Raw genomic sequence first — 11,998 nt, 5'->3', positions numbered from 1 at the left:
GGGAGGTAAGGTTTAATGAATGATATGGATCATCCGAATCTCAAAAGAAGCCTCATCCCGCTCTATTTCGTGTCTCTGATGCTCCTGTTGGCTGCATTGTTCAACCATCCGTCACATGCAGGTGCGGCGGAACCTTCGGGATCGGCTTTTCCGATCCCTCCGCTATCCGACAACAGAGACCCTGGGCTGCCTAACGTTGTTGTGATCGCAACAGGTGGAACGTTGGCGGGTAAAGCAAGAGATGCAACGAGTTTTCAAACTTATCAAGCAGGTACTTACCTGATGTCCGATCTTGTAAACCAATTGCCGAATAAAAACAAAATTGCCAATGTGAACACGTACCAATTTGGCAATAAAGGTTCAGGCAGTTATTCGATGGGGGATTTATACGACCTATCACTTTCGGTAGATCAAGCATTGGAAGTTTATGATGGTGTGGTCGTTACTACCGGAACGGATACCATGGAGGAAATCGCTTATTTTCTTGACCTCACGGTAAGAAGTGAAAAGCCGGTCGTTGTCACTGGCGCCATGAGACCCTGGGACGTCATCGGAACAGATGGTCCGGCGAATTTGTACAATGCCATTAAGCTTGCAGGCAGCGGTAAAACGAAATCGTTCGGCACCGTGGTTATGCTGAACGACATCATCCAAGCAGCAAGGGATGTAACCAAGACGAACGCACAGCGCATGGATACGTTTGAAACACCGATTCTAGGTGCGCTTGGTTATATTGATGAGACTAACATTCGTATTTATCGCACCACTGCGAAACGGTTCAAAGCAGGCCGAGCGGATTGGGCAACCCCTTTCGATCTGAAGAAAATCACGAAGGATAAACTCCCGGCAGTTGAAATCGTATATGGCTACCAAGATAGCTCAGCCGGTGCGATTAAGGGATTTGTCGCGGAGGGGGCGAGGGGGATCGTGACCGCCGGTACGGGCGCAGGCGGCATTTCGTCGAAGATGAGCGCGGCGCGCAGTAATGCCATCAAGCAAGGTGTTATTTTCGTCACCACAACAAGAACGGGCTCGGGCACGATGTACCCTGGCGGCGGGAACGGTATTATCGCTGGAGACAGTTTGAATCCGCAGCATGCCAGAATTATGCTTTTGTTGTCCTTGGCTTTTTCCAATGATTTTAATACGATCAAGAACTGGTTTGGAACTGTCGGAACGCAGGCCATTCAACTCAAGACACAAGCGCCTGATATTGAGGCTCCCGTATGGCCGCAGGGCAGCGCCCTTCAGGTTACGAATATTGGACAAAATAGCCTGACTCTCAGTTGGCCGGAAGCTTCGGATGATATTGGCGTGAAGCAATACCGAATTTATGAGACGGGAAGCGGCACCGTGGTCGGAAACGTCTACGCTTCAGTGACGAATGGCGTGTATGCTTCGGTTACTGATACTGTCTACTCCTCAGTTACAGGAAGTGTCTATTATTCTTTCAACCTCAGTACTTTAACAGCAGGTACGACCTATACATTTAGTGTTACAGCGATAGATGCTGCGGGTAATGAGAGTATTGGGCTTAGCAAGACGATTCAGACTAACTCACCAAGAAGTTCGTCAGATTCAACAGGTTCGTCAAACTCGGGTTCAGTTTCTCCTGTTGTGCCTGTCAAGCTAGATGTGACGGTTCCAGCAGGCGGTACGCGCAGTGTAAGTTGGAAGGATGCCATTTGGATTACCATACCTGAGGGAGCAACGAGTCAAGAGCTTCATCTAACAGCTGAGGCATTGCAAAATGTAGATGGGTTAGTCAGCGATAGTCGTAAGCTGCTTAGTTCTGTTTTTGAAATTTTGAAAAATTTCACGCAGAACTTCAACAAGCCAGTAAGCATTTCACTCTTGTTCGATCCGGCCAAGTTAGCACAAGATCAGCAGCCATCTGTTTTTTATTACGATGAAACGAAAAAGTCATGGATTGAAATCGGCGGAACCGTCGTGGATAACAAAATAACAGTGGAAGTAGATCACTTTACGAAGTTTGCAGTGTTCGCAGTGGACAAACCGAAGAGTCCGGGAAGTGCGGAAGTTTCCTTCTCGGATATAGCTGGACACTGGGCGGAACTGGACATTAAGCAAGCTGTAACGCAGAAAATCGTCAGTGGCTATGCGGACGGAACGTTCAAACCGGACAATTCGGTTACGAGGGCCGAGTTTACAGTCATGCTGATGAACGCGTTGAAGGTTGACAAAAAGGGCGCGGCGTCTGCGTTCGCAGATCAGCGGCAGATCCCTGCGTGGGCTGAAACGGCTGTTGCTCAAGCGGTAGATTTGGGAATCATTCACGGCTATGAGGATCAGACTTTCCGGCCGGATGGCTTGATTTCCCGCGTGGAAATGGCAGCCATGATTTCGGCAGCTTTGGGTACGACGCCGGCGGCGCAAGCGGTAACTAGCTTTGCCGATGACCAAGAGATCCCGGCATGGGCGAAAGGCCATGTAGAGAGTATTCGCCTGCTAGGCATTATCGAAGGACGCAGCGGTAATAAGTTTGAGCCGGCGGATACAGCTACGCGGGCGGAAGCGGTTAAGGTGCTCATGAAAATGATGCAGCGGAAATAGAAAAAAGGCCACCTTAGGGTGGTCTTTTTTCTGGTGGTGGGAACTGTGGTCCTCTATTTTGCTGAAAAGGTAGACTTTCGGCCTGGGAGGGGAACTACGGTCCGCTAATGTGGCCATTTCGCCTGAAAAACGGGTGATGGAGGCGAAATAAGACCCTGCAGTTCCTCACAGAGAGCGAAATGCTCGATCTTCTTCAATTAGCGAACTCCAGTTCCCTTAAGCAAAGCTTAAGGGAACTGGAGTTCATGTCATTCCACAACAACGGCACGCTGAGCTGCCTTTGATCTCGGCTTGCGGGTTCTCTCAATCCATATCGTGAAAACGAGGAGAGCAAGAAGACCCAAGACAATGAAGAGAGGAAGCCAGCTTTTTGTGAATCGTCCTGCCTCCATCATCACCAGCATCGCAATCGTTGGCAGCAGAGGCTCGCCGTAGGCTTTCCACCAGTTAAGCGTAAACTTTTCATAATAATAAAATCCGATCATTGTCAGAGCAGACACGGCCCAACCTCCGGTATAAATCCAAACGGCAAGCACAGGGCTGCTGGCGGCAACCATAGGGACTAAAATGACAACGAAAATTCCGGCGGCAATCATCACCCAGAAGGTGGATTTCGTCTTGCCGATACCTGCCATAATGCTGCCTCCTAAACGGCCGACAGAAGAAAAGAGGACGCCTAGCGCCATTAGACGAATGTATGTAGCGGAATCTCCTGTCGAATAGTCCGAACCGAATAAAAATCCATTGATTTGACTCGGATATAAACAAATGATTGCGGTCAACGGATAAAGCAAAATGTTATTGTAGCGGATGCAACTCGTACCGCGATTCTTGCTCTCCTGGGCATCCTGTGCTTTCTCTGCGACAAAGGGGAGGGTGACGATCATGAACGCCCATGTGATGATTCCAATAAAGCCGGTAATTCGGAAACCATTTGCCAAATAACCTACAGCTAATACAGAGCTTGAACCTACCATCATGACGAGAAAAGGCTGTTGAAAAGCTTTTGCTATATTGCCAGCCCAGGTTGGCAGTCCGTACGAAAGCATGTTTTTGACCTCCTGAATCGGAAGAGGACCGAACCATAAGGGTTTATGCACACGTTCAACTTTAATACAAATAATAAAGGCAGTCAGGAATGCTCCTACGCCCATCCAAAGTGAAATGTTTTCCAACAAGCTCATACTGCCACGCGGCAAAAGTACGCCAAGCACGGTGCCGGTGGTGGAAAGTGCCGTCGTAATGACCATAAAGAAGGCTTGCGTACCGAAATCGCGGTTTCCAGAGAAGGAAGCGACACCGATGTTTAGAATGGAGTTGAAAATAAACATAATCGAACTCAGCAGCAATGCGCCTCGAAGCTCCGGTAAATGGTAGTAGTTCGCCAAAAGTGGAGCTAGAGCTAAGAGCAGCAATCCGACAATCAAGCTAAAAAGGATGCTCCCTGTCAAAGCGACACGTAAATTCGTTTGAACCGCTTCCAATGGTTTGCGCGAAAATGTATAGATTAAGGAAGAGTTGAAGCCGAAATTGAGAAATAGGGCGATCATTCCGAAAATTTGCAACAACAGGTTGACCTCGCCAAACCGATCCGGGTCGCCTAACTCCCGGGCGAGTACGATACTGCCCACGGTTTGCAGCATTTGATTGATAAAAAGTCCGAGACCGATGATAGACACGTTTCGAAGTAAAAAACGTTGTGTATCGGATAAATTGAATCGCTGTGTTCGCATGGGGACTTCCCCTTTTCCGTGGATTAGGTCGGACGCTTATGATATCCAAAGCGTATCAAACACCTTCGTGTATGACAAACCAAGGATTTGAAGGAAAACGGAGAAAAATAAAGATAATCATTGCTTATGTGGGGTTGTTAATTCCTGTGAGAGAAATATGTGGGAAAATCCAATTATTCATCTTGACACACCTATATCCATGAAATACTATGTAATAAACATTAATAAACATTATTTTAATATTAATGAACATTATCATTCATTAACGAGCAAAAGATGAGGGGGTGACGTCTATTGTTATCACATGATTCGATTTGGCACATTTCCGATATGTCGCTTACTTTTCGCATGATTTTATCTGTGGTACTCGGAGGGCTTATTGGTCTGGAGAGGGAATGGAGCAATCATGCAGCTGGACTGCGAACCCATATTCTTGTATGTGTCGGTTCAACAACCATCATGCTGTTGTCTATTTACGGGTTTAATGATTTCATCATTGAACCTAACGTCAGGGTTGATCCTGCCCGTTTGGCTGCACAGGTGATAAGTGGAATTGGTTTTCTTGGCGCGGGAGCTATAATGCGCACGGGCGCGACCGTTTACGGTTTGACTACGGCGGCCTCGATTTGGGTAGTAGCCGCAATCGGGCTATCGGTAGGGGCGGGGTTTTATTATGTCTCTATTTTGGCAGCCATTCTTGTCTTGTTTTGTTTGTTTGTATTGAATCATTGGGAGAAGTACCTCCTGCGGAAACGCAGACACAAAGAATTTATTCTCTGTGTATCGAGTAATCCTGAAAGTTTAAATCTTGTATTCAATAAGTTGACTGAACTCAAAATACACATTCGGACTATGCAGATGATTCCGCGCATGGAAAGGGCTGAAGTGAGTGGTTACAACGGTGAAGTTTCATTAGGCATTTCAATTAAAGTACAAAACGATAAGTCGTTGACGGATATTTTGAAAACGCTTATCTCCCTTCCGGACGTTCTGGGCGTTGAGCCAAGTGCTCAGCATGAACATTCTGGTGGAAGCAGTAGCGAACATATAGTTAAATCCTTGCACTCTTAGGGGAGTACAGTCATTCATATTGTAGTAAAGAAAGCATAGAAGCAGTGGCTCTTCCTATTTGGATGGTAGCAGCCAGGCGGCTATGCTTATTTGTTTTGTTTAATAGTAATTAAACATAATCGAGCAAATTATCTGCTAATATTTATGAAAAATTCGTATTGACGAAAGTGAAATTCGGATAGTATACTCAAAACAAGCAATAATGAGCATTAATGAACATTTTATTGCAGTGAAATATGAGCAGGAAGGAGAAGAAGGGGTTTATGCTGTAATTCGGCATAGAACGGAAGCAGCATATGCGGGTCTGATTAGATTTATATGAATGTAGTTTGCAACCGCAGAGGTCATTAGACAGAAATGGGAGGAATCATAGATGGAACAAGCAAAATTCGTTCAGAACCGTATTCAATCGCGTGCGTATCGATTAGTAAAGCCTCATGAGGTAATTGAGACGGTTCTTGAAAAACAAATGCATGATTGGGATGTTGTCGTGGAACCGACCCTGGGCAGCGTATGTCATGCGGATTTACGCTATTTTAGTGGTCAACGGCGAGCAGAAGTGTTGGAAAAAAAGCTTCCTATGGCACTTATTCATGAAGGCATTGGTATCGTAAAGTCAAGTGGTACACCGGCAGTCAAAACGGGCCAACGAGTTGTTATTGTACCGAACATTCAAGGTTATATGTTGGATGGAACAGATCCGATGAACTGTTGTGAGTCATGCAGAAGCGGCAAGGGCGTAAATTATTGCACACGAGGGCGTTTTTTGGGAAGCGGAACCGACGGTATTGCTCAGAGCAGATTGGTATTTCCGGCAGCAAGTGCAATCCCGATTCCAGATGAAGTGCCGGATGAAATTGCTGTACTGACAGAGCTAAGCTCCGTTTCCTATCAAGCACTCCATCATGTTGCCGATGCACTTAAGAGTGCACAGGTAGTTGTATTCGGAGACGGTCCGGTCGGATATTTGGCAGCTGCCATGCTTCATCATGTTTATGGTGTAAGTCAAGATCGCCTCACTGTATTCGGTGCTGTCCCGGAGAAGTTGGCACAATTTGAATTTGCCACCCGCAGACTGGTGCAGGACTATGATTTCTCCAAAGGTGAAAAGTATGATGTCGCGTTGGAATGCACGGGTGGTAAGTTCTCAGAAAGTGCGATCAATCAAGCCATTGAGGTGTTAAATCCAGGCGGACATCTCATTCTGATGGGAGTCACGGAAGAGCGGGTGCCCATTAATACGAGGGACGTTCTTGAGAAAGGAATCACGATGAGAGGAAGCAGTCGTAGTTCTATTGATGATTTCATTCCTGTGCTGGAGGCTATGAAAGATTTGCAATGCCAGAAAACCTTAAGGAAGCTGCTTCCGGATGAACGGACACAGATTCAATCCGCAGAAGATTTCGCACATGTTATGGAATTTGCTGAATCCAACAGAGGGTGGAAGAAGATTCTGCTAAATTTCAAATGGTGATGTTTCAGTAATGACAAAAATAATGAATTGAAGTAAACTTATCTAAGCAAAAAGAAAGCGTTTACCAAAAGAAATAAACATTAATAAGCATCAACATCTTTGATATCAATGGAAGGAGGATCCATTTGAACAAACAGAGACTTTGGGGCAAGTTTCGCCCGTATGTCATGATTGCGCCTGCTATGGCCGGTATCCTTGTTTTTGTCATTTACCCTATTCTATACCTGATTTATTTAAGCTTCTTTAAATATAACATGCTGAATAAGGCAAAGAGCAGGTTCATTGGTCTGGATAATTTTATTGAAATCTTCACGAGAGAAGACTTTTACAAATCACTATGGAATACGTGCTTGTACACGATTGGAGTTGTTGTTCTGACCTTGGCATTATCCTTGATCATAGCCGTTTGGCTAAGCAACAACAGCAAATTCAATTCCTTGATCCAAGTCGGTATTTTTACACCTCATATTATTTCAATCGTATCGATTGCGCTCGTATGGCTTTGGATGATGGAGCCGAGTGTCGGTTATCTCAATTACATGTTGAAAGCGCTCGGTTTACCACCGTCCCAATGGTTGCAAAGCTCCAGAACGGCTTTGGTTTCTGTCATTCTCGTTTCGGTATGGCACAGCATCGGCTATTATACGCTAATTATCATCGCAGCCATCCGAGGGATTTCTAAAGAGATTCTTGAAGCAGCGGCTATTGATAATGCCAGTAAATTTAGGGTGCTGTTCTCGATAACGATTCCCATGATTTCGCCACAGCTATTTTTTATCCTTATCATTATGACCATCGGTTCGTTCAAAGTTTTTGATACGGTGAGAATCATGACGGGAGGCGGTCCCAATAAAGCAACCAACACGCTTGTTTACTACATTTATGAATTCCGTACAACGAATATCGGTTATGCTTCAGCGACGGGCGTAGTACTGATGGCGGCAATCGGGCTGTTGACCGTGCTGTACTTCCGATTACTGTCCAAAAAAGTCCATTATTCTTAATGGCAAACTAGAGGATGAAAAAGGAGAGTACAATTGGCCATGAAGCGAACAGTCAGCTTTATTTTCAAAATCGCGCTTCTACTTGTTTTTATATTCCCGTTTCTGTGGATGATATCGACGTCATTGCAGTCTTATGATGAGATTATGACGTTCCCGCCAACGATGGTTCCAGCTATGCCGCAGTGGAAAAACTTCACGGATGCTATGGGTACGGGGCCATTTTTAACCTATACAAGGAATTCCGTCATCGTGACGCTTTCCGTTATCGTTCTGCAAGTGATTGTGATGATCCCAGCTGCTTACGCTTTTGCTAAGTACAATTTTTATGGAAAAGGAATCCTGTTCGGCATGGTCCTGTTGGCGTTTATGATTCCCGGCCAGGTTACCTTCATTCCTGTTTATTTGATGCTGGCGGATTGGGGCTTAATCAAGTCGCTGCTGCCGCAAATTATTCCGTTTATGTCCAATGCATTCGGCATCTTCCTGCTGCGCCAATATTTTATGCAAACTCCGGAAGAAATCATAGAGGCTGCCCGAATAGATAATGCGAGCGAGTTCAGAATCATGTGGAATATCCTGACTCCAATGGCTATGCCTGCCTTGGCGACGGTTGTCCTCTTCAGCTTTGTCAGCCATTGGAACGATTATTTCTGGCCTTTAGTGATGACCGATTCGACACCTGTTCGGCCTCTTACCATAGGTATTTCGATGCTGAAGGAAACGGAAGGCGTGAACAATTGGAATATTCTTATGGCGGCCAATGTGGTGTTGGTCATTCCCATTTTGATTGTGTATGCATTCTGCTCGAAATACATTGTTAAAGCTTTCGTATACTCAGGAATTAAATAAACTGAATTAATCTAATCCTATTAATGGAGGGGTAAATACATGAAGAAAAAGGTTGGCAATATGATGGTCACTGCAGTCGTATTAACGGGTTTGCTAGCAGGCTGTTCATCAAATGGAAGCGGCGTTGAAGGATCAACGGCTCCAGCATCGACTTCGGCTGCGACGGCCAAGGCCTCTGGCGAGCCGGCAAAAGGCAAGGCTACGGTTCAATTTTGGCACTCTCTCGGGGGAAAAACCGGTGAGTATATGACAGCGATGATTGATCGATTCAATGCTTCCCATCCTAATATTGAAGTGGTTGGAACGTTTCAAGGCAATTATGATGAAACCGCTACCAAATTGCAGCAGTCGATTGCCGCCAGTACCGCCCCCGACGTGACGATGCTTGAACGCGCATATGTCGAGCAGTTCGCAGACGCTGAGGTATTGCAAGATCTTAACTCCTATATGAAAAGCTCGAAACTGAGTGCAGATGACTTCGTTCCTGGTTTGATGGGGCATTCTACGTTTAATAACAAATTGGTATCTTTGCCTTTAAACCGTTCCACGCCGATTTTCTATATCAATAAGGATATGCTGGATGAAAAAGGACTTGCGGTTCCGACAACTTGGGACGAACTGAACAAAGTTGCCAACGCGCTGGTGATTAAGGAAGGAAGCGAATACAAGCGTTACGGGCTTACGATGGTTCACGATTCGTGGTACCCGATTGCCTTCATTGCGCAAGCAGGCGGTAAGTTTTTCAATGAGAAAGCAACTTCAGTTGATTTTATTGATAACGGAATTGGGGACAAAGTGTTTAGCTACTTGAAGGATATGCAAAAGTCTGGCGCTTTGTACTACCCACCTTCACAAAACTCCGGCAGCATTGTCAATCAGATGTTCACAGACGGTAAAGTCGGGATGATGTTCCAATCGACAGGTGTCATGGGATCGCTTTCCAACCTTAAGTTTAAAATGGTAACCGCTTTCATGCCGAAAGATAAAGTGAATGCTGAGCCTACAGGCGGCGCTAATATTGCCATGACTACGGGATCCAAGCAAAAGGACGCAGCATGGGAGTTCATTAATTGGGTGGAGACTGATCCGCAAGGCGGCTTACAGTTCATAATCGATACGGGTTACCTGCCTTTCACTAAGAAAATGGTCGAAACGAAGCAAATTCAGGATCTATGGACGAAAGAGCCGAACCGCAAGGTCGCTTACGATCAGCTTCAATTTGCCGTTGATACCAATAAAAGCGTCGTTTGGCCGGAAGTTATGAAAGAGTTTCATTCCGTTATGCAGGCAATCATGTATGACAGCAAAGATATCAAATCTTCATTAGATGGATTTAAAAAGGAAACGGAACGAATTTTGAAGTCCAAATAAAATAATGTGGAGGAATGGCGACAATGTCCATAACTGACAAGAACTTAGGGAGCAGGGCTATTCAATGGCAAGCGCACCAAAACTCGAATTCGGAAGTTCCCGAGAATACGATGGCAGCGATGAATTACGCATGGAATCTCGGGGGGATACCCGAGATTGATATCCGGCAAACGGCAGATGGCATCATTATCGGTATACATGACGCAACGCCGAAACGAACGCTGTCCGTACCCGAAGCGGATCAAGACAAGCTGATCTCTGAACTTACTTTTGATCAGATTCAGCAATGGGATGCAGGTGTGAAATTCGGCGAGCAGTTCCGTAATGAGAAGGTTCCTTCACTTAAGCAGATATTGGCTGTTTTGTCCGAGCATTCCGACCGTCAGCTTTATCTGGACTTTAAACAGGTAGATTTGGAAGCATTGGCTGCGCTGATTCAAGAATATGGCGTAGCCCGGCAGATTATTTTTGCCCACAATAATCATGAGAATTGTAAAACTGTTAAACGGTTAATTCCCGAGGTGAGAACCATGCTGTGGATTCCTGCACGCTTCCCAGAAACAGCGATGGAAACATTCACACATATTCGTCAAACAGGGTTTGACTCCCTCAATATGATTCAGCTTCACCTGCCAGATGCCGAGGAAAAGCAGTCGTGGCGTTACAAACTGCAGAAGACTTTTATTCAAGAGGCTCTGCAGTATTTGGGAGAAGCGGGGATGGAATTGGAAGTGCTGCCGTATAAATTTGATCAGGAAGACTTATTTGAATTGCTGAACATGGGAATTCGGCGATATGCAGTTGACGAGCCAAGTGTATTTGTTGAGCTATTGAATCGCTATTTTGATTAGGAAAGTGAGGTCAAATTCGATGAGAACTAAAAGGTGTATGGTGTTGATTGCAGGAGTCGTGCTCACCTGTGTGCTTGGGTCATCCATGCCTACGGCGAGTGCAAAGCAGCCTTCATGGCATTCAAAAGTGTTTGATTTGTCCGCACAGCCGACGGAGCTGGTTCGTGATAAAACGTTGCAAAATGGCACCGTTCTGCAATCATTTGCTTTTGATAACGTAAATAAGCATATCTATACCGTGCAGTTGATGGCAGGCGGGCTTATGCTTCCGGGAGAACCGGCTGCCGTCAGCGGGGCCAATCGCAGTTTGAACGGCGATTTAGCTTTAACGCAGCTGGATCTTGAGGGAAACCAGATAGGTTACATGTACTTGAAAGGTTTCGGTCATGGTGTTCAGATCGGAGTTGAAACGGAAGACGGAATTCCTTATATTTGGTCGGAAACAGACTCCGTTGCAGAGGGAAAAGATGGTTGGGGAACCGTCATCACAAGATTCAAGTTTGAGAATGGAAAGATCTTAACTCCCGAGTCGCCGGAGCTTCAGAAACACAAGCTCATCGAAGGGGCGGATCGCACAACGGTAAATATTGATGCGGCTAACGACTTGTTAACAATGCGCTACCGGAAAGATGGTGTTTTCCACTTCGGTGTGTATGAATTGGAAAGTGTTAAGCAGCACCAGTATGACGCTATTGCGGATGTTGTGCAGCCAAGCGTAGGAACATTTCAAGGCTTCGCCTCTTACGGGCAATACCTCTATTTGCTGGAGGGGAGTTCTTACGGCACAAGCGGTTCGGTTGAACCGACAGGCAATACGTACATTACTACTGTGAATTTTGATACAGGAGAAATAGTCGACAAGCAGCTGATTACGGCTGGGAGTTCTTTGTCTTTTAGAGAACCGGAAGGTTTAGCTGTACGAATTCCCGATGTTAAACACCCTCAAAAAGCGGAGCTTGGTGTAGGCTTTGCCTCCGACTTCACGCCTTTGCGCTTGGCAAATGTGTACACGTACAATCGGATGCTACCTGAGGCGGCTATCAAAAATCGCAATAAATAGATTTTACTTGA

Annotated in this window: 9 protein-coding genes; 8 read left to right on the top strand and 1 reads right to left on the bottom strand. The window is 45.7% G+C overall.

Features of this window, described 5'->3' with window-relative positions; genetic code table 11:
- The first annotated feature begins 15 nt into the window (after positions 1-15).
- Positions 16-2,574, top strand: a complete 2,559-nt coding sequence (locus ACKTT9_RS27410; protein WP_407868402.1) for an asparaginase domain-containing protein — start codon at positions 16-18, stop codon at positions 2,572-2,574.
- 248 nt (positions 2,575-2,822) lie between these two features.
- On the opposite strand, the gene ACKTT9_RS27405 is transcribed toward ACKTT9_RS27410, so the two are convergent.
- Positions 2,823-4,307: an oligosaccharide flippase family protein gene (locus ACKTT9_RS27405; protein ID WP_407868401.1), complete on the bottom strand. Its 1,485-nt coding sequence runs from the start codon at positions 4,305-4,307 to the stop codon at positions 2,823-2,825.
- A 330-nt stretch (positions 4,308-4,637) separates the two neighbouring features.
- Here ACKTT9_RS27405 and ACKTT9_RS27400 point away from each other — a divergent pair, with 330 nt between their 5' ends.
- From ACKTT9_RS27400 to ACKTT9_RS27370, 7 genes are all read left to right on the top strand, one after another.
- On the top strand, positions 4,638-5,378 hold the full coding sequence (locus tag ACKTT9_RS27400) for an MgtC/SapB family protein (RefSeq protein ID WP_407873128.1): 741 nt from the start codon (positions 4,638-4,640) through the stop codon (positions 5,376-5,378).
- Between the two features lie 373 nt (positions 5,379-5,751).
- On the top strand, positions 5,752-6,852 hold the full coding sequence (locus ACKTT9_RS27395; RefSeq protein WP_407868400.1) for an alcohol dehydrogenase catalytic domain-containing protein: 1,101 nt from the start codon (positions 5,752-5,754) through the stop codon (positions 6,850-6,852).
- A 167-nt stretch (positions 6,853-7,019) separates the two neighbouring features.
- Positions 7,020-7,856 carry a carbohydrate ABC transporter permease gene (locus tag ACKTT9_RS27390; RefSeq protein WP_174806808.1) on the top strand — a complete coding sequence of 279 codons (837 nt, stop codon included), beginning with the start codon at positions 7,020-7,022 and terminating at the stop codon, positions 7,854-7,856.
- Positions 7,857-7,895: 39 nt separating this feature from the next.
- Positions 7,896-8,705 (top strand): carbohydrate ABC transporter permease, encoded by an 810-nt coding sequence (locus ACKTT9_RS27385; protein ID WP_127455984.1) that lies wholly within the window; start codon positions 7,896-7,898, stop codon positions 8,703-8,705.
- Positions 8,706-8,744: 39 nt separating this feature from the next.
- Positions 8,745-10,076, top strand: coding sequence for an ABC transporter substrate-binding protein (locus tag ACKTT9_RS27380; RefSeq protein ID WP_407868399.1), 1,332 nt, complete (start codon positions 8,745-8,747; stop codon positions 10,074-10,076).
- Positions 10,077-10,099: 23 nt separating this feature from the next.
- Entirely contained in the window at positions 10,100-10,927 is an 828-nt protein-coding gene (locus ACKTT9_RS27375) for a glycerophosphodiester phosphodiesterase (protein WP_407868398.1), read from the top strand.
- A gap of 19 nt (positions 10,928-10,946) precedes the next feature.
- Positions 10,947-11,987: a hypothetical protein gene (locus ACKTT9_RS27370; RefSeq protein ID WP_407868397.1), complete on the top strand. Its 1,041-nt coding sequence runs from the start codon at positions 10,947-10,949 to the stop codon at positions 11,985-11,987.
- Positions 11,988-11,998: the final 11 nt, after the last annotated feature.

It is taken from the genome of Paenibacillus sp. P36, assembly GCF_045866505.1.
GTDB lineage: Bacteria > Bacillota > Bacilli > Paenibacillales > NBRC-103111 > Paenibacillus_E > Paenibacillus_E chondroitinus.
Note: the sequence above shows the minus strand (reverse complement) of the source record. Positions and strands in the feature narration are given on the sequence as shown.

Bases quoted from the DNA above. Each gene is read 5' to 3' on its own strand.
- ACKTT9_RS27410 (WP_407868402.1), top strand. From the start codon at position 16: ATGAATGATATGGATCATCCGAATCTCAAAAGAAGCCTCATCCCGCTC.
- ACKTT9_RS27405 (WP_407868401.1), bottom strand. From the start codon at position 4,307: ATGCGAACACAGCGATTCAATTTATCCGATACACAACGTTTTTTACTT.
- ACKTT9_RS27400 (WP_407873128.1), top strand. From the start codon at position 4,638: ATGTCGCTTACTTTTCGCATGATTTTATCTGTGGTACTCGGAGGGCTT.
- ACKTT9_RS27395 (WP_407868400.1), top strand. From the start codon at position 5,752: ATGGAACAAGCAAAATTCGTTCAGAACCGTATTCAATCGCGTGCGTAT.
- ACKTT9_RS27390 (WP_174806808.1), top strand. From the start codon at position 7,020: ATGATTGCGCCTGCTATGGCCGGTATCCTTGTTTTTGTCATTTACCCT.
- ACKTT9_RS27385 (WP_127455984.1), top strand. From the start codon at position 7,896: ATGAAGCGAACAGTCAGCTTTATTTTCAAAATCGCGCTTCTACTTGTT.
- ACKTT9_RS27380 (WP_407868399.1), top strand. From the start codon at position 8,745: ATGAAGAAAAAGGTTGGCAATATGATGGTCACTGCAGTCGTATTAACG.
- ACKTT9_RS27375 (WP_407868398.1), top strand. From the start codon at position 10,100: ATGTCCATAACTGACAAGAACTTAGGGAGCAGGGCTATTCAATGGCAA.
- ACKTT9_RS27370 (WP_407868397.1), top strand. From the start codon at position 10,947: ATGAGAACTAAAAGGTGTATGGTGTTGATTGCAGGAGTCGTGCTCACC.